Source organism: Streptomyces sp. NPDC025721 (assembly GCF_055558595.1).
The window spans coordinates 1-23,498 of record NZ_JBVHMF010000025.1 but is presented as its reverse complement, the minus strand read 5'-3'; the positions used below and the strand labels follow the sequence as shown (position 1 = coordinate 23,498).

At 69.2% G+C, this 23,498-nt stretch carries 24 protein-coding genes and 3 pseudogenes; 16 read left to right on the top strand and 11 right to left on the bottom strand.

The features are described from left to right. Positions 1–172: 172 nt before the first annotated feature. From ACZ4EF_RS28410 to ACZ4EF_RS28400, 3 genes are all read left to right on the top strand, one after another. A complete protein-coding gene (locus ACZ4EF_RS28410) occupies positions 173–1,711 on the top strand; it encodes an alkaline phosphatase family protein (protein WP_467506910.1) in 1,539 nt (512 codons plus the stop codon). Positions 1,712–1,859: 148 nt separating this feature from the next. Next, positions 1,860–2,741 (top strand): alpha/beta fold hydrolase, encoded by an 882-nt coding sequence (locus ACZ4EF_RS28405; RefSeq protein WP_467506908.1) that lies wholly within the window; start codon positions 1,860–1,862, stop codon positions 2,739–2,741. A gap of 315 nt (positions 2,742–3,056) precedes the next feature. Next, positions 3,057–3,440 (top strand): PPOX class F420-dependent oxidoreductase, encoded by a 384-nt coding sequence (locus ACZ4EF_RS28400; protein WP_355348495.1) that lies wholly within the window; start codon positions 3,057–3,059, stop codon positions 3,438–3,440. Positions 3,441–3,476: 36 nt separating this feature from the next. On the opposite strand, the gene ACZ4EF_RS28395 is transcribed toward ACZ4EF_RS28400, so the two are convergent. From ACZ4EF_RS28395 to ACZ4EF_RS28385, 3 genes are all read right to left on the bottom strand, one after another. Further along, on the bottom strand, positions 3,477–5,285 hold the full coding sequence (locus ACZ4EF_RS28395; RefSeq protein ID WP_467506905.1) for a gamma-glutamyltransferase family protein: 1,809 nt from the start codon (positions 5,283–5,285) through the stop codon (positions 3,477–3,479). 200 nt (positions 5,286–5,485) lie between these two features. After that, positions 5,486–6,157 carry a DUF4232 domain-containing protein gene (locus ACZ4EF_RS28390; RefSeq protein WP_355348501.1) on the bottom strand — a complete coding sequence of 224 codons (672 nt, stop codon included), beginning with the start codon at positions 6,155–6,157 and terminating at the stop codon, positions 5,486–5,488. 150 nt (positions 6,158–6,307) lie between these two features. Next, positions 6,308–7,573 carry a saccharopine dehydrogenase family protein gene (locus ACZ4EF_RS28385; RefSeq protein ID WP_467506903.1) on the bottom strand — a complete coding sequence of 422 codons (1,266 nt, stop codon included), beginning with the start codon at positions 7,571–7,573 and terminating at the stop codon, positions 6,308–6,310. 142 nt (positions 7,574–7,715) lie between these two features. On the opposite strand from ACZ4EF_RS28385, the gene ACZ4EF_RS28380 reads away from it, so the two are divergent. The 3 genes from ACZ4EF_RS28380 (at position 7,716) to ACZ4EF_RS28370 (ending at position 10,084) form a co-directional block, all read left to right on the top strand. Continuing rightward, on the top strand, positions 7,716–8,423 hold the full coding sequence (locus ACZ4EF_RS28380; protein WP_355348507.1) for a TetR/AcrR family transcriptional regulator: 708 nt from the start codon (positions 7,716–7,718) through the stop codon (positions 8,421–8,423). 319 nt (positions 8,424–8,742) lie between these two features. After that, a complete protein-coding gene (locus ACZ4EF_RS28375) occupies positions 8,743–9,090 on the top strand; it encodes an ATP-binding protein (RefSeq protein WP_188283376.1) in 348 nt (115 codons plus the stop codon). Positions 9,091–9,184: 94 nt separating this feature from the next. Further along, positions 9,185–10,084 (top strand): hypothetical protein, encoded by a 900-nt coding sequence (locus ACZ4EF_RS28370; RefSeq protein WP_467506901.1) that lies wholly within the window; start codon positions 9,185–9,187, stop codon positions 10,082–10,084. A 270-nt stretch (positions 10,085–10,354) separates the two neighbouring features. Here ACZ4EF_RS28370 and ACZ4EF_RS28365 read toward each other — a convergent pair whose 3' ends face one another. Next, positions 10,355–11,263, bottom strand: coding sequence for a LysR family transcriptional regulator (locus ACZ4EF_RS28365; protein ID WP_391050021.1), 909 nt, complete (start codon positions 11,261–11,263; stop codon positions 10,355–10,357). Positions 11,264–11,351: 88 nt separating this feature from the next. On the opposite strand from ACZ4EF_RS28365, the gene ACZ4EF_RS28360 reads away from it, so the two are divergent. After that, a complete protein-coding gene (locus ACZ4EF_RS28360) occupies positions 11,352–11,732 on the top strand; it encodes a DoxX family protein (protein ID WP_391162205.1) in 381 nt (126 codons plus the stop codon). Positions 11,733–11,827: 95 nt separating this feature from the next. On the opposite strand, the gene ACZ4EF_RS28355 is transcribed toward ACZ4EF_RS28360, so the two are convergent. Both ACZ4EF_RS28355 and ACZ4EF_RS28350 read right to left on the bottom strand, forming a co-directional pair. After that, on the bottom strand, positions 11,828–12,463 hold the full coding sequence (locus ACZ4EF_RS28355; RefSeq protein ID WP_467506898.1) for an NAD(P)-dependent oxidoreductase: 636 nt from the start codon (positions 12,461–12,463) through the stop codon (positions 11,828–11,830). An 86-nt stretch (positions 12,464–12,549) separates the two neighbouring features. Beyond that, positions 12,550–12,825 (bottom strand): annotated as a pseudogene (locus ACZ4EF_RS28350) (discoidin domain-containing protein); the annotation flags it as partial. Positions 12,826–12,948: 123 nt separating this feature from the next. Between ACZ4EF_RS28350 and ACZ4EF_RS28345 the strand changes: the two are divergent. Beyond that, positions 12,949–13,980, top strand: a complete 1,032-nt coding sequence (locus ACZ4EF_RS28345; protein ID WP_467506896.1) for an SDR family oxidoreductase — start codon at positions 12,949–12,951, stop codon at positions 13,978–13,980. Here the strand turns inward: ACZ4EF_RS28345 and ACZ4EF_RS28340 are convergent. Both ACZ4EF_RS28340 and ACZ4EF_RS28335 read right to left on the bottom strand, forming a co-directional pair. After that, on the bottom strand, positions 13,971–14,999 hold the full coding sequence (locus ACZ4EF_RS28340) for a helix-turn-helix transcriptional regulator (RefSeq protein WP_467506894.1): 1,029 nt from the start codon (positions 14,997–14,999) through the stop codon (positions 13,971–13,973). The two genes, ACZ4EF_RS28345 and ACZ4EF_RS28340, sit on opposite strands and share 10 nt — an antisense overlap. 40 nt (positions 15,000–15,039) lie before the next feature. Then, complete coding sequence (locus ACZ4EF_RS28335) at positions 15,040–15,207, bottom strand: hypothetical protein (protein WP_355348527.1); 168 nt, start codon at positions 15,205–15,207, stop codon at positions 15,040–15,042. 547 nt (positions 15,208–15,754) lie between these two features. Between ACZ4EF_RS28335 and ACZ4EF_RS28330 the strand changes: the two genes are divergently transcribed. The 6 genes from ACZ4EF_RS28330 (at position 15,755) to ACZ4EF_RS28305 (ending at position 19,437) form a co-directional block, all read left to right on the top strand. Next, positions 15,755–16,066, top strand: a complete 312-nt coding sequence (locus tag ACZ4EF_RS28330; protein ID WP_467506892.1) for a hypothetical protein — start codon at positions 15,755–15,757, stop codon at positions 16,064–16,066. A 247-nt stretch (positions 16,067–16,313) separates the two neighbouring features. Beyond that, complete coding sequence (locus tag ACZ4EF_RS28325; protein WP_467506890.1) at positions 16,314–16,730, top strand: hypothetical protein; 417 nt, start codon at positions 16,314–16,316, stop codon at positions 16,728–16,730. After that, positions 16,727–17,626 (top strand): RHS repeat-associated core domain-containing protein, encoded by a 900-nt coding sequence (locus ACZ4EF_RS28320; protein WP_467506888.1) that lies wholly within the window; start codon positions 16,727–16,729, stop codon positions 17,624–17,626. Before ACZ4EF_RS28325 ends, ACZ4EF_RS28320 begins: the two co-directional genes overlap by 4 nt. A gap of 952 nt (positions 17,627–18,578) precedes the next feature. Further along, positions 18,579–18,743, top strand: coding sequence for a hypothetical protein (locus tag ACZ4EF_RS28315; protein ID WP_467506886.1), 165 nt, complete (start codon positions 18,579–18,581; stop codon positions 18,741–18,743). A gap of 134 nt (positions 18,744–18,877) precedes the next feature. Further along, complete coding sequence (locus tag ACZ4EF_RS28310) at positions 18,878–19,042, top strand: hypothetical protein (protein ID WP_391050036.1); 165 nt, start codon at positions 18,878–18,880, stop codon at positions 19,040–19,042. Then, complete coding sequence (locus tag ACZ4EF_RS28305) at positions 19,036–19,437, top strand: hypothetical protein (protein ID WP_391161758.1); 402 nt, start codon at positions 19,036–19,038, stop codon at positions 19,435–19,437. The genes ACZ4EF_RS28310 and ACZ4EF_RS28305 overlap by 7 nt, the downstream gene beginning before the upstream one ends. Positions 19,438–19,464: 27 nt before the next feature. Here the strand turns inward: ACZ4EF_RS28305 and ACZ4EF_RS28300 are convergent. Continuing rightward, a pseudogene (locus tag ACZ4EF_RS28300) lies at positions 19,465–19,660 on the bottom strand (IS5 family transposase); the annotation flags it as partial. A 1,265-nt stretch (positions 19,661–20,925) separates the two neighbouring features. Between ACZ4EF_RS28300 and ACZ4EF_RS28295 the strand changes: the two are divergent. Further along, positions 20,926–21,192 (top strand): hypothetical protein, encoded by a 267-nt coding sequence (locus ACZ4EF_RS28295; RefSeq protein ID WP_391050043.1) that lies wholly within the window; start codon positions 20,926–20,928, stop codon positions 21,190–21,192. A 116-nt stretch (positions 21,193–21,308) separates the two neighbouring features. Here ACZ4EF_RS28295 and ACZ4EF_RS28290 read toward each other — a convergent pair whose 3' ends face one another. Beyond that, positions 21,309–21,476, bottom strand: a complete 168-nt coding sequence (locus ACZ4EF_RS28290) for a hypothetical protein (RefSeq protein WP_467506883.1) — start codon at positions 21,474–21,476, stop codon at positions 21,309–21,311. A 377-nt stretch (positions 21,477–21,853) separates the two neighbouring features. Between ACZ4EF_RS28290 and ACZ4EF_RS28285 the strand changes: the two are divergent. Next, positions 21,854–22,042: pseudogene (locus ACZ4EF_RS28285) on the top strand (IS701 family transposase); the annotation flags it as partial. Between the two features lie 535 nt (positions 22,043–22,577). On the opposite strand, the gene ACZ4EF_RS28280 reads toward ACZ4EF_RS28285, so the two are convergent. Continuing rightward, on the bottom strand, positions 22,578–23,498 hold a 921-nt coding region (locus ACZ4EF_RS28280), incomplete at its 5' end, for an RHS repeat-associated core domain-containing protein (RefSeq protein WP_467506881.1).

Sequence of the window (23,498 nt, the reverse complement as noted above, 5' to 3'; positions counted from 1 at the left end):
AGCCGACCGTTCAACAGGTCGTCTCCCGCAGGGGTCTGGCCTCCGCCCACGCGTCACGGAAAGATAACAGGTATGGACCGAACGGCCTCGATGTTCCGGGGTGTTCGGTCCCACTGGTGCCCTCCCGCACCGCCCGCCTCCGCCACCTCCGCCATGTCGAACGGAGCAACAGATGTCCGACCACGGGATCTCCCGCCGCAGCGTCCTCGCGGCCACCGCCGCCGTCGGCGCGACCGTCGCCGTCAGCGGCGTCACCGCCGCGACCCCGGCCGCCGCCGCGGCCCCCACGCTGCCGAACGGCACCAGTAAGGACAAGGTCCTCGTCGTGGGCATGGACGGCCTGCGCCACGACAGGATCGACGCGGCCACCGCCCCCCACCTCAAGTCCCTGATGGCGAACGGCACCTACGGCACCAGCCTGCTCTACGCGAGCCCGATGGCGGCCACCGTCTCCGGCGCCGGCTGGTCGACCATCGCCACCGGTGTGTGGCCGGACAAGCACGGCGTGAAGGACAACACCTTCGCGGGCAAGAACTACGGCGCCTACCCGGGCTTCATCAAGCGCATCGCGTCCGTGAAACCGGCCCTGTCCACGTACGTGGCCGTCGACTGGAAGCCGCTCGACGCGCAGGGCACCTTCACCGACGGCGCGGACGGCAAGGCCGTCTACGACGGCGACACAGCCGACTACACCGTCACCGACGCCCAGATCGTCGCCGACTCCGAATCCGTCCTGCGCGATCAGAACCCGGATGTCGCCTTCGTCTACTTCGGCAACACCGACGAGGTCGGGCACGCCTCGGGCGCCGCCAGCCAGGCGTACCTCAAGGCCATCGCCACCCAGGACGGCTACCTCGGCCGCCTGCTCGCCGCGGTCAAGGCCCGTCCCACCTACGCGAGCGAGCGCTGGACGGTCATCGTCGCCACCGACCACGGACACCTGGACGCGGGCGGCCACGGCGGCTCCACCATCGAGGAGCGGCGCACCTTCGTGCTGGCCCAGGGGCCCGGCATCGCGGCGGGCCTGCGGCCCATCGACACCCGCCTGGTCGACGTGGCCGCCACGGTCTTCAAGCAGCTCGGCATCGTTCCCGCCGCCTCCTGGGGCCTGGACGGCAAGCCCATTCAGGAGCGCTCGACCGATCCCTTCGACGCGTTGACGCTCTCACCGCGCACCGACGAGACCGGCATCCCCGCCGGGGTTCTGGGCTACACGCACACCACGCCCAGCGGCTGGTCGATCATCAACTCCGCGATGGGCACCGGCGGTGTCACCGAGTGGCGCGGCTGGTCCTTCGCCACCGACGAGTTCTGGTCCCGCGCCCAGGCCGACCAGTCGCGTGAACTCAACGTCCGCTCGCGCGGGGTCTTCGCGGTCGCCGACTCCGACGAGTGGGCCGACAAGTCCTTCTCCGGCACGTTCGACTCGACGCTCGTCACCCCCGCCCACGCGGTCACCGCGGGCTCCAAGGTGACCCTCGACTTCGTCACGCACTACCTCCAGGAAGGCAGCCAGAAGGCCGAGATCCTCGCCTCCTGGAACGGCGGCACCCCGACGGTCGTCAAGACCTACACCACCGACACGGTCGCCAAGGTGGAGTCCCTCACCCTGACCGCGCCCGCGGGCGCCTCCACTGTCAGTTTCCGCTTCCACTACACCGGTTCCAACAACTGGTACTGGGTGATCGACGCGGTCAAGATCACCGCCTAGCCGCCCGATGTCCGGGCAGGGGGCGCCGCCACCGGCATCCGCGCCCCCTGCCCGCCCGACCCGGCACCTGAAAGTGCGGGAGAAGACGCAGGTCAGCCCTGGCCGAAAGCCGGATGCGAGGCGATCGGCCGACTGGCAGACTCCGCACATGCCCCATGCAGACGTCGCGCCCGGAGTGTCCCTCGCCTACGAGACCTTCGGCGACCCCGCCGATCCCGCCGTCCTGCTCGTGATGGGCTTCGGCGCCCAGATGATCTCCTGGCACGAGGACTTCTGCCGCGCGCTCGCGGACCGTGGCCGCCACGTCATCCGGTACGACAACCGCGACTGCGGGCTGTCCACCTCCTTCGACGCCCACCCCGTCGACATGGGCCGGTTCATCGCCGCGGTCGGCTCGGGAGACATCGCCTCCGCCCTGGCCATGGTCCCCTACACGCTCCAGGACATGGCCGACGACGGCCTCGGCCTGCTCACCGCGCTCGGCATCGACCGGGCCCACGTCCTCGGCTCCTCGATGGGCGGCATGATCGCCCAGACGATGGCCATCCACCGGCCGTCGCGGGTGCTGACCCTGACCTCGATGATGTCCTCGACCGGCGAGTCCGAATACGGTCGGCCGACCCCTGAGGCGCAGGCGGTGCTCTTCGCCCCGAAACCGGCCGACCGCGAAGGCTATGTCGCCGCGGCGGACAGGGAGTTGGTGTGGGCCTCCCGGCGCTACGGCGACGCCGACGCCCTGCGCGACCTGGCCGCCCGCAGCTATGACCGCGCCTATCACCCCTCCGGCGTCGGCCGGCAGCTCGGCGCGATGATCCTCGGCGGCTCACGCGCGGACGCACTCCGGAAGCTCAAGGTGCCGACCCTCGTCATCCACGGCCTGGACGACACCCTGATCGGCCCCAGCGGCGGGGAGCGCACCGCGGAGTTGGTGCCAGGGGCCGAACTCGTCCTGATCCCCGATATGGGCCACGACCGCCCCCGTGAGCTGTGGCCCGAGATCATCGGCCTCGTGGCGGAGCACACCGCCTGAGCGATGACCGCGCTGCGGTCGCGCAGCGTCCGTCAGGTCGCGGAGCCCCGGCGGACCGGCCTCGCCCCCGTACGGCCCGGCGGTCGTATGGTCACCCCTCCAGGACGCCCTCGTCGACGAGGCGGTTCAGCCGCTCGGCCGGCGCCTCGCGCGGGATGCCGAGGGCGCGCGGACCTGGCAGGGTTCTCAGTGTGCACGCGTGTCGGTCCACGGATACGTCCCCGGACGCGGCCCTGGGCGGCCGTCCGCGTACACCACCAGAGCCGCCGACCCGTTCACCGGCGCACCCGCACCAGCCATCAGGAGCTGACCACGATGCTCGACCCCGACGTCCGCCGCGTCCTCGACGGCACCTCACTCGCCCACATCGCGACCGTCCTGCCCGACGGCGCCCCGCACACCGTCCCCGTCTGGATCGGCACCCACGGCGACCGCGTCACGATCTTCACCGGCCCGCGGTCCCGCAAAGCCCGCAATCTGCGCCGCGACCCGCGCGTGGCGCTCTCCCTCACCCCGGCCGACAACCCCTTCCAGCCGGTCGTCATCCGCGGCAAGGTCGTCGAATGGCTGGAGGGCGACGCCGTCTGGGAGATCATCGACCGGATGGCGACGAAGTACACCGGCGGCCCCTACTCGCGCGACAACGAGCTCGTCGTCGCGCTCATCGAGCCCGAGCACCAGAGCGTGGGCATGGGCTGAGGATTCCGCAGGGCCGCGCGCCGCCGTCCGGACGCGTCAACGTCCCACGGCGTAGCCCTGCATGCCGCGCGGATTCGCGGCGGCCGACAGCACGCCCGTCTCCGGATCGCGCGCGACGGCGGAGATCCGCCCCTCCGACCAGGCGCCGCCGACGCTCACCGCGTGCCCCCGGCGGCGCAGTTCGGCCACGACATCGGGACCCGTCCGCTCCTCGACGGTGAGGCTGCCCGGCGCCATGGCCCGCGGGTAGAAGGAGCCGGTGAAGCTGTCGGTGTGCCAGTTCGGCGCGTCGACGGCGCCTTGCAGGTCGTAGCCGCCGCGCACCCGGTCGCGGAGCGCCACGGCAAGGAAGAAGTGCACCTGCCACTGGTCCTGCTGGTCGCCGCCGGGGGTGCCGAAGGCGAGGACGGGCACCCCGTCCCGCAGCGCCAGCGACGGACTGAGCGTCGTGCGCGGCCTGCGGCCGGGGGACAGGGAGTTGGGCAGACCCTCCTCGACCCAGGTCATCTGGAGCCGCGTGCCGAGCGGGAAGCCCAGCTCCGGTATCACCGGATTCGACTGGAGCCACCCCCCGCTGGGCGTCGCCGAGATCATGTTGCCCCAGCGGTCCACGACATCGATATGACAGGTGTCGCCGCGCGTGCCGCCGTCGACCGCGACCGTCGGCTCGCCCGCCCCGACTCCGGCCGGCGCCACCCGCGCACTCGCGCCCTCCCCCGCGGCGGTCGCGTACGCGCTCAGCTTCGGCGTCCGACCCTCGGGGTCGCCGGGCCGCAGTTCGTACGAGGCCCGGTCACCGATGAGTTGGCGGCGGCCGGTGTTGTACGCGGTGGACAGCAGCGCGTCGAGCGGGACGTCCGACGCGTCGCCGTACCACGCCTCGCGGTCGGCCATGGCGAGCTTCGTGCCCTCGACCAGTCGGTGGACATACGCGGCGGACCCGTACGCGGGCAGGTCGGCGGCGCGCGACGGCAGCAGGGCGAGCTGCTGGAGGAAGGCCGGGCCCTGACTCCACGGACCGGCCTTGCAGACCGTCCAGCCGTCCCACTCATACGTGGCGGGCTCCTCGTACGACGCGGACCAGCCCGCCAGATCGGCGGCCGTGAGGGTCCCGGTGTGCCGCTCGCCGCTGGTGTCCATGGTCGGACGGACGGCCTGGGCGACGATCGCCTCGGCGACGAAGCCCTCCCGCCAGATCCGGCGCGCGGCCTCGATTTGCGCGACCCGGTCCCCGCCGCCGTCCGCCTCCGCGTCGGCGATCAGCCGCCGCCAGGTCGCGGCGAGCGCCGGATTGCGCCACAGCTCGCCGGGACGCGGCGCCTCGCCGCCCGGCAGATACAGCTCCGCGGACGTCGTCCACTCCGTCTCGAACAGCTCACGCACCGTCTCGACGGTCGCCGTGACGCGCTCGACCGGCGGATGACCGTCCGCCGCGTACCCGATCGCGTAACGCAGCACCTCGGCGAGGGACGCGGTGCCGTAGTCGCGCAGCAACGTCATCCAGGCGTCGAACGCGCCGGGCACGGCGGCGGCCAGCGGCCCGGTACCGGGCACCAGGTCCAGGCCGAGCGAGCGGTAGTGGGCGACGGTCGCGCCCGCGGGCGCCACCCCCTGCCCGCACAGCACCCGTACCTCCCCCTCGGCGGGCCCGACGATGATCGGCACCTCGCCGCCGGGACCGTTGAGGTGCGGCTCCACGACGTGCAGCACGAAAGCACCGGCCACGGCGGCGTCGTACGCGTTGCCGCCGCCCTCCAGTACGGCCATCGCGCTCTGGGAGGCGAGCCAGTGGGTGGAGGCCACCATGCCGAAGGTGCCTTGGAGGGTCGGCCTGGTCGTGAACATGCGCTGCGCCTCTCTCGGGTCGGGCAACTCCCGTCAAGGCGCGTCCCGTTGCCCGCTTCGAGGGCCGTCCGCCGCCATGACCTGGCACATCACGGTGCCGCGTCCTTGCACGCAGGCTAGCGACCGGGAAGCGGCGGGTCCGCGGCGGTCCACCATCCGGGCCCGCGCGGGCCCTTGACGGTGCGTCAGGCGACCGGCCGTCAGCGCCGCACGGCGCCTATGGTCAGCGGATGGATGCCCGTACCGGCGCAGTGCTCGGTCTTGTCGGCGAGGAACAGCGCCGCCTTCTGGTTCGGCGGATAGATCCGCAGCCCCTCGACCTTCGTCAGCTTGCACTGGTCGGCGCTGTAGCCGCCCTGACCGTTGCTGTCGTGCAGCTCCGCGTACGCGGTCGCCTTCGGCGCCAGCGAGACGGTGCCGTGCGAACCGCCGTCACGGTCGGCCGCGGGACCGGCCTGCGCCCCGGCCGTCTTGACGTACGAGACGCCCGGATAGCCCGTCAGCGTGCACGCCGTGCTGCCGGTGTTGGTGAAGACGACCTTCGCGTGGTACTGCCCGGCGCCGACCTCGGCGTCCTTCAGCGCCACGCTGAGGTGGTCGCTGACGCACGCGCTCGGCCCCGCCGCCTCGGCCGACGCGCCGCCGGAGCCGTCCGCCGACGACGTGGGCGTACCGCCCGGCGCGCTCTGCGTACCGTCGCCCGTCGTGGACGGCGCACCGGCGGACGGGGAGTCGGACGGCGCCGCGCTGACCGAGACGGACGAGCCCGCCGGAGCGGCGGACCCGCCGTCGTCCGAACAAGCCGTCAAGGTCAGGGCCGCCGTGGCCAGAGCCGCGGCGGGCACCATCACGCGTACGGACAGGCTGCGCATCGTGGGACCTCCGTGCGTCCTGGGGCCGGAAGACCGACCCCGTCGTACTCATTCACCGTGTGATGCCACGCCTGCCCCTGTCCTCCCTGGCTACACAGGCGCCCCAGGTCCGGGGGCACCTCGGGGCATCCGCCCCGACGGCGGCGGGGGCTACGCGTTCGGCGCCGGGGCCGCGTCCCGATCCTGCGCGTTCCCGGCCTGTTCGCGCATCGCCCACGGGGACCCATACGCGACGAGCAGGTCGAGGAAGGGCCGCGCGTCGAACGCCTCGGGGCCGAGGACACCGCTGCCGCTCCAGGTGCCGTCGGCGAGGAGTTCGAGGGCGATCACCGGATTGATCGCCGTCTGCCAGACGACGGCCTGGGAACCGTACTCCCGCATCGACCACTGGTTGTCGACCACGTGGTAGAGGTAGACCTCGCGCGGGCGGCCGTCCTTGGTGCCCTTCACCCAGGTGCCCGCGCAGGTCTTGCCGTGCATCCGGTCGCCGAGCGCGGCCGGGTCCGGCAGCACGGCGGCGACGACGTCCCTGGGGGAGACCCGGGCCGGACCCCGGTCGGTGGCGACGGTGACCGGGTCCGTACGGTCCAGGCCCAGGTCGTGGAGGGTCTGGAGCTTGTCGATGAAGTCCTGGCCGAGACCGTACTTGAACGTCACCCGGCGGGCGTCGACCCAGCGCGGGATCAGCAGCACCTCCTCGTGCTCGACGTTCACGCACTCCACCGGGCCGATGCCCTCGGGGAAGTCGAAGATCTCGGGCTGGCTGAACGGCGCGGTGGTGTACCAGCCGCGGTCCTTCTCCCACACCACCGGCGGGTTCAGACACTCCTCGATGGTGGTCCAGATGCTGAACGACGGCGCGAAGTCGTAGCCGTCCACCGTGAGATTCGCGCCGTCGCGCACCCCGATCTCGTCGATGCCGTCGAAGAGGTGGTCGGCGGCGTAGCGGGCGAAGACATCGGACATGCCCGGCTCCACGCCCATGCCGACCAGTGCCAGCAGCCCGTCCTCCTCCCACGCCTTCGCCTGCGCGAACTGGTCGTCGCCGAGCTTCGTGCCGCACTCCTCGTGGGGCCGCCGCGCGTGCGGCACCGACAGCGACATCGCCATGTCCATATACGTCGCCCCGGCCCGGTGCGCGGCCTGGAACAACGGCATGACGAAACGCGGGTCGGTCGCGTTGAGCAGCACGTCGCACCGCCGCTCCCGCAGCAGATCCTCCACGGAGAGCTGGTCGGAGGCGTCGATCCTGGCCGTGCTGAACCGGTCCGCCGCCTCGCCCAGTGCCGCGACGGCCGCCTCGGCCCGGCCCGGGTCGTAGTCGGCGACGACCATGTGCTCGAAGAAATCGCGTCGGGCGGCGATCCGGGTGATGGCGCTTCCGACGCCTCCGGCTCCGATGAGCAGTACGCGCATGGCGGGGTTCCTTCCGCTGGTCGAGTGGATGAGCGGGTGAGCGGTGCGGCCGGGGCCCTCGCACGGGGGGTGCTCGCGCCGTGGAGTGATGGAACCGCCGGCGGCGCCGTAAGGTCAATGCCGTTGGCGTAAGCTCCCGGCCGTGGCCAAGAAGGTGGTGGACGGAGCCGCGCGGCAACGACGTCGGCCGACGCGGCAGGGCGAGGTGCTCAGCCACGAACTGATCGTGGAGACCGCCCTGCGCATGCTGGCGGAACACGGCGCGCAGGGGCTGACCGCGCGGCGGCTCGGCCTGGCACTCGGCGCCGACCCCAGCTCCCTCTACCGCTACTTCCGGGGCATGGACGCCCTCGTCCTGGCCATCGCCGACGAACTGATGGGCCGGGCCCTGGCGGGCTGGACGCCCACCGGCCAGTGGCGGCGCGATCTGCGCGACCTGGGCCTGCGGATCCACCGCGCGTATCTCGCCCACCCGCAGGCGGCGGTGCTGACCGCCAGCCGGGTCAGCGGGGGGAAGCGCGAACTGGCCGCGGACGAGGCCATCCTGGGCATCCTGCACCGCGCCGGATTCACCGGCCCCGGCCTCGTACGCGTCTACCACGTCTTCATCGACGGCTGCCTGGCCTTCGCCGCCCTGGACGCGGCCTCGCTGGCGCTGCCCGCCGCCGCCCGCGCGGCCGACGAGGAGATCTGGCAGGACACGTACGCGGCCCTGTCGCCCCGCACCCACCCGCACATCGCCGCGACCGCGCCCCTGCTCGCCGCCCGGATGACCCGCAGCGCCTATCCCGACGCCCTGGACATGCTCATCGCGCAGGCTGCCCGCGAACTGCCCCCGGCCACGCGCTGACCGACCCGGCGTCCTTCCCCGGATCCGGTCCCTTACCCCTGTATCGAAAGAACGCGGTAGACCGGTCCGAGCCGGGCAAGCGACCTGAGGAAGCAAACCGCCGGACAATCTGGTTCAGGAGCGTCACATGTACATAGGTATCGGAACCATCGTTCTCATCGTCGTCGTCGTACTCGTCGTCATGATGCTGCGGCGCGGCTGACCTCAGGTCGCACGCGCCGCGGGATCTCCTCCAGAGGTGATTCACGTGAGCGATCCGTCCGATGGCGGGGCACCGGCGGCAACGCCGGTGGCCCACGCCGTGACTGTTTCCCGGCCCATGAGCGCGGCGGAAGCACGCGTCGCCGCCTCGGAGTTCGCGGACACCCTCCACCCTCCGCTGGCCGTACGGACCCTGCAGAATCTGACCCTCGTGGTCTCCGAGTTGGCCGCCAACGCCCTCCGGCACGCTGGAGCGGTACGCGAACTGCGTCTGAGCGCCGCCGCGAACACCCTTCGCGTGGCGATCGACGACCCCAGCGACACCCCGCCGCAAGGCCGCGCGCCCGACTGGAACGGCGCCAGAGGCGGCTTCGGCTGGATGATGATCCAACGGCTGGCCCACTCACTGGCGGTGACCCGCCGCCCCGGAGGCGGCAAGACCGTCCTGGTCACGCTGGCCCGATAGGGTCGCCGGGACCTCGCGCCCGCACCTCGCCCGCCCGTGACCCGACCGGCATCCCGGTGGGGTTCGGGCGTGGCCCGCGGGGCAGACGGGCGGCATGGAGACCGCTGACCAGCCCGTACACCCCGCAGGACGACGGACCGCCCGGCCGGGCGTCCTCATCGCCGTACTGGTGATCGCCCTCGCCGTGACCGCCGCTGTGGTCCTCACCGGACACGGCCGCGACCACGGCGGAGCCGGAGCCGGCGGCCCGGCGGACAAGGGCGCGCCCGGCGCGGGAAGCGACCAGGAACGTGCCGACCAGGGAAGCGCCGGATTCGGCAGCACCGATCCCGACGCCACGGCCCGTCTGCACGCCGACGCCGCCGACCTGTTGGTCCTCGAAGGAGTCGCGGGTCGCGTGCGGATCACCGCCGACGCGAGCGCCCACACGGTCTCGGGCACGTATCACCGCCCCGACGGCGGTACGGCGCGCGTGCGCGGTGTCGTCGACGACGCGGCGGGCCTGCGCACTCTCACCCTGGTCTGCGGTACGGACACCGGTGATGACGGCGGTGACGACGACGGCGGCGGCGTCGGGGGCGACACGGTGGGCTCGTGCGACGGCGACCTGACCCTCACCGTCCCTGAGAAGACCGGCCTGCGGCTGCGGCAGACCTCGGGCGAGACCCTGCTCGAAGGACTCGGCGGCCGACTCACCGTCAATGTCGCCTCCGACCGCCTCACCGCCCACGCCCTGCACCCCTCCCACGCCGACTTCGCGGTGACCTCCAGCAGCGCCGACCTCGGCTTCAGCGCGCCGCCGGACACCCTCGCCGTGGTGACGACCTCCGCGTCGACCGCCGTACGCCTCCCGGTCCCGGCGGGCGACGCCTACGCCGTCACCACGGCCGCCACCTCCGCCGACGTCCAGGTGAAGGTCCCGAACCGGGACGGCGCCGCCCACCGGGTCGCCCTGACCGTGCACTCGGGATCGCTGGCCGTCCTGCCCGCCTGACGTCAGGTCAGATCCCTGAACGGCCTTCGGCGATACGGCCCTTGAGACACCGTACCGCCATCCACGAAGCGTTCCTCAAACTCGCCTGCTGCCTCATCACGCGACGACAGGTCAACCCATTGTGTTAGCCGCTGTCAGACCATGGGTATCCCCAGCGGCCGGAAACGGAATGATGCGAAGGTGGGCTTCTCGCCGAGCGCCGCGTTCCCCGTGCCCTGGTGCCGCGGTCTTCCCGTCCGAGCGCCGTGTTCCCGTGCCCGCCCGTGGTGGTCAGGCCCCTGACGCGTCCGGCCACGGCCGGTCGGTGCAGCAGCTGACGAAGTCCCGGACCACGGGATTGGCGTCGTCGGCCGGTGCCCAGGCCACGCCGACCTCGCTGTCGCTGACGCCGCTCACCGGGCGGTAGGCGATACCGGGCCTGGCGTAAAAGCGGGCGGCGGACGCGGGCGCGAGAGCGACGCCGTAACCGTTGGCGATGGCGCTGAGCCAGTCGTCGGGCAGGTCCGTGACGGCGCCGATCCGTACCGGACGGCCCTCGCGCTCCCCGGCGGCCAGCCATTCCTCCCGCCACCGGCCGGTCTCCGCCGGAGCGGCCACGAACGGCTCGTCCCACAGGTCCCGGAAGGCGATCGTCTCCCGCGCGGCCAGCGGATGCGCCTCGGGCAGCGCGACCCAGCGCGGCTCGGTGAACAGCGGCACCACCCGCAGCGCCTCCTGGCCCGGGAACGGCAGCCGTACCAGCGCGACATCGACGTCCCCGTCGGCGAGCCCGGCGGTCGGATTCGCCCAGGACGCCTGCCGCATCTCCACCCGCCACCGCGGACGCCGACGCGTGAACTCCGCGATGATGTGCGGAGTCGCCTCATTGGCCGCGCTGGCGAGGAAGCCGACCCGCAGCAGCCGCAGGCCCCGGCGCTCCGCGCTCCTGGTCTCCGTCAGCACGCGGTCCCAGTCCGCCAGCAGCGCGGGCGCGCGCTGCGCCAGCAGACGGCCCGCGTCCGTGGGCGTCATGCCGGTACGGGACCGGGTGAACAGCCGCACCCCGAGTTGACTCTCCAACTGCTTGATCTGCTTGGTGAGCGCGGGCTGCGACACGAAGAGCCGCTCGGCGGCGCGGGTGAGGGTCCCCTCTTCCGCGACGGCGACGAAGTAGCGCAGCAGCCGGGTGTCCACGTCCATGCCCCCAGGTTATAGGTGCAGGTATTGGACGGGAAAGTTGAGTGTGACGAGGCTGGTGGTCGCGGGCGCCCGCACCTTCTTCGAGCCCATGACGTTTCCGACCCCGAGGACAAGCATCGTGTTCACCGCGTATGTGATCATCACCGTCGTCACCATCCTGGCCAACGCGGGCATCGCCGTCGCGGACCTCGCCCGCGCCGAGTTCGTCCTGGCGAACTCGGCGGAGGTGGGCGTCCCGCAGAGCTGGCACATCTGGCTGGCCTCGCTCAAGGCCGCCGGCGCCGCCGGTCTTCTCCTCGGGCTCCTGGGCGTCCGGCCCGTCGGTGTCGCCGCCGCCGCGGGCCTCGTCGTCTTCTTCGTGGGCGCTGTCCTCACCCATGTGCGTGCCCGTGTGCTCTACAACATCGCGTTCCCCGGCGGCTATCTGGCCCTGGCGGTCGCGTCCCTCGCGCTCACTGTCGCCTACTAGCGGGTCGGCGGCCCGGAATCCGTTCCTTTGCGCGGGCCCGTGCCGCGCTCACCGGCGCGCGTGCGGTCCGGTACCCGACGCAGCTGTGGAGCGGGTCAGTTGGCGAGCTGGACAGTGGTGTGGAGGTGGGCCGGGTAGGCGGCCTCGCGGAGCATGAAGTGGGCGACGTCGGCGCGGGAGATACGGGGGATTCCGCGCAACGGGAGGCGTTCGCCGGTCCGGTAGCGGCCGGTGAGGGGTCCGCCGACGAGCATCACGGGATAGACCAGGGTCCAGTCCAGGCCGCTGGCGCGCAGGATCTCCTCTCCGGCCGCCTTGTCGGCGAACATCGGTCCGAGGGCCTTGTAGACGGCCCAGTACACCGCCGGCGCCTGGTCGGCGGTGTCGCCGACGCCGTGTGCGGACAGGTGGACGATCCGGTTGACTCCGGTGTCGCGCATGGCCCGCACGATCCGCGGGATCGCGGTGACGGTCAGGGTGGGCGAGGTCAGGCCGTGCCAGGTGGTGGGGCTGCCGAACGCGGTCAGGACCGCGTCCTGCCCTTCGACGGCGGCGCGCACCGCCTCCTGGTCCCCGGTCACTTCCCCGGTCGTGACGCGGAGCCGGGGCCGGGGTTCCGGCGGGGTGGCCCGGGGACGGACGAAGGCGGTCATCTCGTGGCCCGCGGCCAGTCCCTGGGCGAGGAGTTGCCGCCCGGTCCTGCCGTTGGCCCCGAACACGAGGAGCTTCACGTCGGCCTCCCGGACCGGTGTGCGGGGGCGCGGTCCGCGGTGCTCCCGCGGACCGTCACCCGGCCTGTGCGCATTGTCGCCCGCGGCTACCCGGTATAGACCTCAAGACTCACCACATGGGGCGCCGCCGGGCCCTGCGCGGTGTATCCGACATAGCGGGCGGTCACCGGTGTCGCGGTGACCGTCGAGGTGGCGGGGCCCGACGCGGCGACGGGGTCGCCGAAGGGCGTCCAGGCGGCGCCGTCGGATGAGACGTCGATCCGGTACGCGGTCGTGGCCCCTGACGCCTGGACCACTGGGCGTCCGACGCACGTGGCCTTGCCCAGGTCGACGGTGAGCGCGGCTCCGGGTGCCGTTGACCGGGCCGGATGCCAGGGGTGTCAGGGCTGTGGGTTTGGCGCTGTTGGACCTGTCGTCGTCGCGGTTTCTGTGACCGCCGGGAAAGGGTGACGGGGGTTGTCACCTTTGGGGTGGAGGTTGGGGGGATGGACAAGAACACGAACATTCAGGATCCCGGCCGGAACGTCTCTCCCGCCGGTTCTCCCGCCGTCTCTTCCACGGTCTCTTCCGCCGTCTCTTCTGCTGGTTCTTCCGCAGGTTCCTTGGACGGGAGGATCGCTCTGGTGGCGGGGGCCACGCGTGGTGCGGGGCGGGCGTTGGCCGTTGAGCTGGGCCGTGCGGGTGCGGTGGTGTATGTGACGGGCCGTACGACGCGCGGGCGCGTCAGCGAGGTCGGCCGGGCGACGGAGACGATCGAGGAGACGGCGGAGCTGGTGACGGCGGCGGGGGGTACGGGCGTGGCTGTTCCCACTGATCATCTGGTGGTGGAGCAGGTCCGTGCTCTTGCGGCGCGGATCGGACGTGAGCGGGGGCGGCTGGACATCCTCGTGAACGATCTGTGGGGCGGTGAGCATCTGCTGACCGGTTCGGTGTTCGGGAAGAAGAGCTGGGAGACGCCGCTGGAGGACGGTCTGCGGATTCTGGAGCTGGGGGTGCGCTCGCACGTGATCACCGCGGCGTTGGCGCTGCCGTTGCTGGTGCGGTCGGCGGAGCCTTTGCTGGTGGAGGTGACGGATGGCACGGCGGTGTCGAACCGTCGTTACCGGGAGAATCTCTTCTACGACCTGGCGAAGAACGCCCCGATCCGGATGGCGTTCGGGCTGGGTGAGGAACTGGCGGAGTTCGGCGGTACGGCGGTTGCGGTGTCGCCGGGTTTTCTGCGGTCGGAGCAGATGCTGGCGCACTTCGGCGTGTCGGAGGAGAACTGGCGTGACGCTGTCCTGACGGAGCCGGATTTCGCGGTCGCGGAGTCGCCGTACTATCTCGCGCGGGCGGTGGCGGCCCTGGCGGCTGACCCGGAGAGGTCGGCGCGGTGGAACGGCACGTCGACGTCGAGCGGGGAGTTGGCGAGGGTTTACGGTGTGCGGGACGTCGACGGCAGCCAGCCGGACGGGTGGGGGTATTTCGAGGATGTGCGGTACGGGGGGAAGGCCGATACGGCGGACGACTACCGCTGATCCTGCGGCGGGGGGCCGTAGAGGTCGCTGAGGGCCTGCGCGTGGTCGCGGAAGCGGGCGCGCAGGCCCTGCGGGGCCAATACCTCGGCGTCGGCGCCCAGTTGGGTGAGCTGGGTGAAGGCGACCTCTTCGCTTTCGGCGGGCAGGCGGAGCGTGACGCGGCCCGCGGTGTCGGGGGTGTCGGCGCGGGCGAGTGCCTCACCGGTCGCGGCGGGGTCGGTGACGGCGGGCAGGCGGTCCAGTCCCCGGGGGGTCAGGCGGACGGTGACGGTGGTGCGCAGCAGTGCCCGGGCGAATTCTGCGGCCCTGGCCTGCCAGTGCGCGGCGAGGTCGAAGGCGGGGTCGCGGGTGAAGGGCTCGCCGGCGCCGGGGGACAGGGCGGTGATCCGGTCGGCGCGGTAGGTCCGCCACGGGTCTTCGTGTTCTGCCGGTGGGCCGGGGACGCGGCCCACGACGTACCAGACCCCGGCTTTGAGGACGAGGCCGTACGGTTCCAGGTGCCGCGTCACGGTGGCGGGCGGTGTGCCGTCGCGTCCCGGCCGTGTATAGGTGAGTTCGACGGTCCGGTCGGACCATACGGCGCGGGCGAGTTCGGGCAGCAGCGTGCAGGCCGGCGGTTCGCGGAACCAGGCCGGTGCGTCGAGGTGGAAGCGGTGCGCTGAGGACTCGGCCGCCGCGCGCAGCGACGGCAGCAGGGTCGCGGACAGTTTCAGCCGTGCGGTGTCCGCGGCGTCGGACAGTCCGAGGTCCCGCAGGGCCGAGGGCAGTCCGGTGAGGTAGAGCGTCTCGGCCTCCCCGGGACCGAGCGTGGTCAGCCGGGTCCGGTACCCCGGCGCCAGCCGGTATCCGCCCGCCCGTCCCCGCTCCGACCGTACGGGGACTCCCGCCTCCTGCAGCGCCTGTACGTCCCTGATCACCGTCCGCTCGCTGACCCCCAGTTCCCGGCCGATCGCGGCGGCGGTCATACCGGGACTCGACTGGACCAGCAGGGCCATACGGATCAGCCGGGCAGCGCGCATCCCCCCATGATCCCGCACCCGCCGGCGCGGCGGTGAGGGGTCAGCCTTTGCAGCCGGGGTCGGGAAGTATGACGGGTGCGGCGTCGCGGGTGGTGACGAACGCGCGGTAGCCGGGTGCGCCCGCGACGCATTTGGTGGCGATGTTGGCGTAGTGGTCGGGGAAGTTGGTGACGTCGGCGGGCGCGTTGTCACCCTTGTGGTTCGCCACGGGTGAGTCCCCGGTCCCGCGTCTGTCGCTTGCGCACCCGGACAGAGCGGCCAGGGCGATGGCCAGCGATGCCCCCGCGATCACACATCTCGTCGTACGACCTCTCACCGGCATCCTCATCGTCCTCGTCTCTGCCCGCAGGGTCTCCCGCGGGTGCGGATGCCCTCAAGGACACTCCGCGCCCGGCCGTGGTTCCCTGACCCTGGCTCGCGCGGTTGGCGTGTGGGTGAGGTGTCCGGCTTGCTGTGATGGCGAGGAAGACGGTCCCAAGGCGGTCGGCGAAGACCTCGCCGACAACGTCGACGCAGGGTGCAACGGAGGCCGGGGAGCACGGCCAGGAGCGGTGTCCGGCCCGGATTGGGCGAGGGCCGTTGCACCCCCACTGCGGGGTGGTACCTCAACTGTCTCCACTGCCGGTAGTACCCCTGATCCCTCCGAGGGCAAGCCCGTCAGCGGGAAGCGCACGTCGTCTCACCAGAAGAAGGCCAAGCGCGGGCCATGTAAGCACAACCACGTCGGCCAACGGTTCGCGCTGGCCGAAGAGCTGATGCGGCGTCTGCCATGGCCGCGGGCCGCCGACCAGGCCCGGATCGCGTGGGCGGTCAACGAGGTCTCCGACGCGGTCTGGACCGCCGATGTTGTCCTGGCAGCCCTGGACCTGCGCCAGGAACCGCCCGGCGGCGTACGGCGTGCGTCCGGGTTCCTCGCCGCCGGGCCGCGCGGCATGGCTACCATGCCCGGCTGGACCACCCGCCAGCAGCGCCCCGTACAGGTCGACCACCGCCACGCCGCCGTCGACGCCCCCGAGAACCGCAGCACACAGCTTCGCAACCAGCAAGAACGCAGCGAGAGCACCTGACAGAAGCCGCACAGCGCCACCGCATGGCGTGACGCCGACCAGCTGCTCGAGCAGGCCCTGACACCCGAGCCCCCGGCTGCCGGCATCGAGGGGCTGCCGGAGCTGGCGGGCCCGCAGGACACGACCGCGACAGAGATCCGGCAGATGCGCCGGGCAGCGGCCGCGGAACGCATCTACGGCACCGGCCTGCTCCACCGCGCCCGGCAGCTGACCGGCACCGACCCCCACCAGCACACCGCGGCCGCCGATGAGCAGCGACGGCCGCACCGCGGTGTTCGACACCGACGGCTACGGCAACCTCGTCAAGACCACCGACACCCGCACGACGAAGGTGGTCACATCCGGCGGCGCCAGTGTCACCTACACCTTCGACGGTGACGGCAACCAGCGCTCCCGCGTTGACGCCACCGGCACCACCACGTACGCGATGGACAAGCTCAACCGCGAGCCCCTGCGAACCCTGACCGACGGCTCCACCACACTGCTCACCTACACCCCCGACGGCCACGTCGACACCTACACCGACCCCACCGGCCTTGTCGACTACGGCTACGACGCCGCCGGACGCCTTACTTCACCTACACCTACGACCGCCATAACCGGCTCACCGAAGCGGACACCCCCACCCCCGTTCACTACTGCCTGGACGCGGCGGGCAACATGACCGGCGTCGACGCCCTCTTCACGTGCCCCGACACCAGGACCACCTACGCCTACAACGACGCCAGCCAGCTCATCTCCAAGAACGGCTCCTCCACCGGCTGGTCCTACAACGCAGCAGGAGACGAAACAGCCGCGAACCCCTGCATCAGCGCGGTGGCCCGCAACGGCGAGACCTGGTCGGAGTTCAACCAGCTCACCGCCGCGTACTCCGGCACCGACAACGGCGAACGCACCAGCCTCGGCGCGACGACCTTCCACAACGGACCCGAAGGACTCGCCGCCTCCACCACCGCAGGAACCGACACCGGATACACCCGCGACCCCCAGGGCACACTCAACTCCATGAAAACCGGGGGCACTTCGGACTACTACCTCACCGACGTCGACGGCTCCGTCCTCGGCCTGGCCAACGCCGCCCGCACCCGCACCCACAGCCCCTACGGCCAGGAGGCCTCGACCCCCGTCGAAGCGGTGCCCCAGCCCTACCGCTTCCAGGGCACCTACCTCGACCCCACCGGCCCGTACAAAACGGGCGCCCGCTACTACGACCCCACCCCCGGCCGCTTCACCCAAACCGACCCCTCCGGCCAGGAAACCAACCCGTACGCCGCCTTCGGCAACGACCCCATCAATCATATGGACCCCAACGGCACATTCAGTCTGGGGGATACGATGGGAATCGTACTGGGAACCGCAGTCGGAGTTACAGCATTGGTGGTGACTCAAAACCCGTATGTCGCCGGATTCCTCAGTGGTTGTGTGGACGGAATGACTGCCAGCTCCATGAACAGTGGAAGCACAAAAGGTGACCTTGATTCGTGTGTTGGGTACGGCGCTGGCGGCGCAATTGGGGGCGGGGCCGGCGGCACTGTCCTCAAAATGGTAGGGAAATTGTAGAAGATTCTCCATGGACCGTGGCCGGATTTGCGAAAACCTGGCCACGGTCCATAACAAATGAACCAACTATACCGGCGGTGAACATGACTGGAAAAGTAGCATGCGGGGAATACTCGCCCTCTTGGTCGGGGTGGTCGCCGGCCTCGTGGACTTTTTCGCCACGGACAATGGGGCACATCAAGCAATTTGGACGTGCTTGTTCTTTGCAGTCCTAATGTTCGCCATATGGTCCACCTATGCATGGCTTGAGCGGTGCAAACAGTAGAAAGCTAAAAGGGCGGGCGGCTGACAGCGAGGAGGATCTGGTGGTGACGGCGGACTACACCGCCGTCGGCACCCCGGACAAGAAGGAGCCGGCGCAGCGACTGGAATCATCGTTGAATCCGCATGCAACTTGTTATCGGATACTTCGAAGTTCCCACAGCAGGCCTGTCAACCATCTTTGAGTCAGGATGTGTAGCTGGCTCCGCTCTGGCGGGCGACTACGTCTCCGGCCTGGTATCCGACTAACCTGCGAGGTGAGGGCGGCCCCGACCATCGGTGGCCGCCCTCGTCACCGCTAACCATAGGAGTAGAAATTGAAGAGTGGTTTTGATATTGCAGTAGGCGGAACCCGACTGCCGGGCGGTCCCGTATTCGATCTCATAGGAATTATGTGCCTAATCGTCATATTCGCCATTATTATTGTGGTCGGAAAAAGAAAAGCAAGAAAAAATAACCAAGACCACTGAATATCTGCTGAATTCATCTGCCCGGAGGCGCCGCCTTCGGGCTTCCTTTCGCAATCTGAAGGAGTCACGTGAGCACTCTGATTGTGATCATCGCAGTGATCGCTGCAACGGCCTTTTTGGGCCCGCTGATGAGGCGGAAGGGGGCGAACTTCCGAAAAAATCGGCGTCGTAAGAACTCATAACAGAGGGCGAGATCATGCCCGACGACCCCGGAGGTCCCGATGCGCACTACCATGCGCCAGATGATGGGTGTCTTCGCCCAGTTCGACCGGGGAATGTTCGTCGCCAAGCTTCATCGCGGCCGCCGTACCGAGGGCAACAAGGGCGAGTACACGTACGGCGGGCCCGCCCCGCAGGAACCCGTCATCCGAACGCCGCACTATTAACTACGGCATCGGCTGACCTGCCCCGTACGCCGGCGCCCCGTTCCCAGCATTCGAGCTGCCGGCAAGGGGCGCTCGGTGGGTCAGCCGGGCCTCGACGGCTGGCAGGGCTACAAGTCCTCCTGGTGGTCCAAGCCGTGAGCAGTGAGGACGCCCGGGAGACCGCCTGGCGGATCCACGGCGCCGTCGGCGAGTGGACGGGGCAAGTGGACGCCAAGGCATCCTTTGCCCTGAAAGAGCGTTTTGTCCTGGCAGGAGTGTTTGGCAGCGCGGTGCTGCCGTGGATGATTGCGGGGTGTTGATCCAAGTGGAAGCGGTGAGGCAGGTCGCCGACGGGCGCGCGACGGTTCGAGTGCGCTCGGAGGTGGGTGCCGCTGCGGCGTTCTGGTGCGGCGATCCGACGGGAGTGGGCCGCGAACATCATGTGGAGTGGACCGTTGAAGAGGACGTGGCCTGGGGCGGCAACACTCGACCGGCCACTTCATTTTCACCGGGGGTGGATGAGGAGGAAGGCGGTCGGATTGTCTTTCGGGGGCGGCTGGGCCTGACGGGCGATGGCGGAGCCATGCTGGAAGTAGCTGGAACCCACATCTTGTTCGACCTCGCCGACCCGCCGCCATCGACTGCTGTCGATGGAACGTGGGTCGAGATCAGTGTGGAGCGGAACAGCGTCAGCCTGTGGCCCTACCTGCTGTGATTCGCAGGAGGCCGACTCTGCCGCCGTTCAGTTGTCGCGCCAGTTGTGGATCGATTCCCGGGTCAGTCTGCGGCTCGTGAGGTCGATCATCGCTATGTTGATCATGGGTTTCGGAGCAGTGAGGGTGAGTTTCGTAGTCGCGGGCGGGCCGGCGGTGGTGCATGAGCCAGCCGAACGTCCGCGCGACGACCCAGCGCCGCGGAAGCACCTTGAAGCCAAGGGCACAAGTGAGAGCGACGATCCCTGCTGCTAGGATTACAGCATTTCCGTTTACCCCCTGAGCGATGCCAGCGATTCCCAGCGCTGCGCAAACAATTATGAATATTACCAGCGTTCGTGTTGCGTCTTTGCTCATTTTTCCCGTTTTCTATTATTGGCGAGAAGCCAGTGCGGACTCCCCGAACGGTTGGCCAGATCACCTGCTGGGGCGTAGACGCACGTGCCGGTGTTGGTCGACGCGGTGACCACGGATCCGAACGGCACGGGATCACGGCCATAGGCAGGGCCGGGTGCTGGCGCAATCACCGCGCCAGCACCCGGGGAAAGTCACTCTTTTCGCTGGAATGCCCAGAAGGCGATTCCCGTCAAAACCATGCCTCCGAGCAGAGGTGGCCAGGCCGCTGCTGCCAGGGCAAAGCACCCCGTCAAACCCAACATGACAGATGCTGAAAGGGACTTCACGCCGTACGATTGACGGTTGCGCCATCGAAAGAGCGCGCCACCGATGAAAACTGTTCCAGCAACCACCAACAGGACTTCGAATAATACGTGCATTAATCTTTCACCTTACCAAATAGTGAATTCGTCGCCCTCATGGTCCACACTGGTGACCATGAGCGACGCACAGAACGAGGGAGCCCGGTCAGGCACCGCCGCCACCGGCTCAGCAGCAGAGTTTCGCTGACACCTTCGCCAACCCGGCACTCGTCGGCACGGAGAAGAAGAGCGACGACCCGCCCGTGGTCACCCGGGTCGACCGCCCTGGAGAGACCCGGCAAGGCCGAGCGAGCGGCCCTGCTCTTCGATGCTCCCGGTGCCGAGCACCGGGAGCATCTGCATATCCGCAGCACGCGGCGAAGTGCTTCCGCCGCCGCACAGGCGGCCTGGGTCAGGAGCGTTCGACGGCGTACTGGCTGCCGATGGTCCACCAGTTGCTGAGGTCGGTGCCCGGCAGGAGCGGCTGACCGAACAGGCCGACCGCGTGGGCGACCGCGTCCTGGGTGACGTAGCGGTCGGCGTCGCAGCAATGGAGTTGGCGGCGAATCCGGTCGTCGCCCAGCCCAGCATCTGGAAGAAAGCGCCATTGGTGCCCACCATCATCTGCGTGTAGGCGTGGGCGTCGGTCATGGCGTAGGACGACAGGTGGACCCACTCGTACAGGTTGTGGGGGAGTCGCTGCGATCCGTAGCGTCCGGACTCCGCAGGCACATCCGGGGCCCGTTCGTTTCACGGGACCCGGCCCCGGACCAGGCTGCGCCAAGTGGTGAGGTGAGTCCCGGCAAGCGCTCGCCGCAGGACCGGTCGACCGCCGTGGTGCTGCACGAGCAGCCCGCCCTTCCCGATCCGGCCGACACGGACGACGACGGCCAAGAGCAGCAGTTGGTGCTCAGCCCGGAGCGGCTGGCCTGGCTCGAGGAACTGCGGCGCCGGATAGGCGCGCTCGCCCGCGAGACACCGAAAGCCAAACCGCGCAAGCGCCTCGACGGGACCGCGACGCCGCAGCGCCATCCCGGCTACCGGCACCCCCATCGCTGAGAGCCGTGCCGTCAGGAGTGTTCGTCGGCGCCGTACTGCTCGGTCGTGGGTGACGGTTGTTCACGGGTCAACTGACTGTGTGGTTCCGCTCCCGCCGCTGCCAGCCCCCAGTAGAATCATTCACGCCGCGGACCGCGCAGCATGAGATAGGTCAGCGTTCCGGCGGCTGCGAGCGTAACGATTCCCACGCAGATGAATGCCACTCCGCCTGTGCCCTCCTCGTTATTTCCCTGGATGATAAGAAATACGGCAGCAATGAACGTGATGATGATGAAGATCACCATTCGCCGCGCCATATTCGGACCCGATTTTCCCATTCGGCACTCTTTCGGCGTGGTGGGTGACATTGCTATCGAAACCGCCGACGCACCAGGGGCTGCTCTGGAATCCGCGGTTGGAGTAAAGCTACTCTTTTTTGGGTCCTCGAATAATCAGAAAAAGCATCACAAGGGCACAAGCAAGAGCGACGATCCCTGCTGTTAGGATTACGGCATTTCCGTTTACCCCCTGAGTGATGCCAGCGATTCCCAGTGCTGCGCAAATAATTATGAATATTACCAGCGTTCGTGTTGCGTCTTTGCTCATTTTTCCCGTTTTCTATTATTGGCGAGAAAGCCAGTGCGGACTCCCCGGACGGTTGGCCAGATCACCTGCTGGGTGCGCCTTCCTCGCCGTCGTCCGCGCGGACGACGGCGACCGCCACCCCGCACCCGACACCCGCACCCCGCTCACCTGCAACGAACAACCCGTCTACGGCACGGACCACCGGCTCGGCTGGTCCGACTGGCGACGTCACCACCAGGCCCGCTCCCAGACCAGCCGCTACCGACGACAAGCAACTCAGACTTGAAGATCACGAACTACGACTGGAGTACTAACCCCGATGTTGCGAGACCAGCCTCTTACCCGAGTTGCAGTGTCGCGCTACTTCTTATTTTTGAACCTGAAGATGAAGAATATTACGCCTGCTACGACGGCGCACACGCAGGTAATTGCGATATCCGTTCCGGTGCTACTGGGCAGGCTCGTCCCTCCGGCGGCGAAGTTTATTGTCGTCATTGTGACTCCTGCCGCTTGTATTGGATGCCATGCTTACTCGCGTCGGGCCTATCGGAGGCCATTTGGCTTTTGCCTTCGGTATCGGACGAATCCGATGCCTAGGAGTGGGGCGATCAATACAGGGAGTGTGCCGCCCCAGGCCGAAGCCGCGCTTTTTCCGCTGGCGGTCATTATGAATCCAACGATCACGTAGAAGCCTAAGAAAGCCGCAGCGAGGTACAGCCAGCCGCGAGCGGAGTTTTTCTCGATTTTATCGGAAATGAATATCACCTCTCGAGGGGGGCTGGGGGGCGCTCCTGGAGAGAGCGCTCCCCCAGCGATCTAATTCACGACAGAGCTACCTGCACTGAATATGATGCGGCCACACCGAACGCATAGCAGCCTACGGTGGAAAGTCCGGCGGATTCAGGGGCTGTTGCTGCCTCACATACGGCACCGGCCACCACTCCTGCGCTGATGCTGGCGAACCCAGACGCCGCTCCTGAAATGTCTCCGCTCAGCAGGCTAGTGCCTGCCTGCAGCCAGTCATAAGCGTCGAGCCCTTTTGCGAGGCCACTAGTCACCGACGACAGTCCGAATTGCCCGGTGGGATCGGTGTTGTTGATGGGGTCGTCGCCTGCGTAGGCGTAGCGGTTGCCCTGGGCGGGGTCGGCGAGGAAGGAGTACGTGTCCTGGGTGGTGAAGCGGCCGGTGGTGGGGTTGTACCAGCGTTGGCCGTATTTGATCCAGCCGGTGGTGCGGTCGTAGGTGCCGCCGACGTAGCGGTAGGGGTTCTGGGCTGCGGCTGATCCGGTGGCGGTGGTGGTCTGGTAGGCGCCGTAGGGGTCGTACTGGTAGACGGTGGAGGTGACCGTGGACTGGTTGATGAATTCCACGGGGCTGCCGAAGCCGTCGGTGATGTAGTACGCCTCGGTGCCGGTGGTGGTGCGCAGGACCAGGGGCTGGCCGGTGGTGGGGTCGTGGTCGATGTAGGCGGTGCCGGCGTCGAGTGTGACCTGTTCGATGACGGGCTGGCCGTTGCCGTCGGGGCGGCCGTAGACGTAGTCGACGTTCTCGCCGGTGTCGGTGGTCTGGTGGGTCAGCTCGGTCTGGCTGGTGCCGGCGTAGGTGTAGGTGCCGGTTCCGGCGGAGGTGGTGGCCGCGGTCATCTGTCCGGCACCGTTGTAGGTGACCGAGGACAGGGACGGGGTCTTGGTGAGGTTCCCGGCGGCGTCGTAGGTGTAGCCGCTGGTGGTGATCTGGTTGGC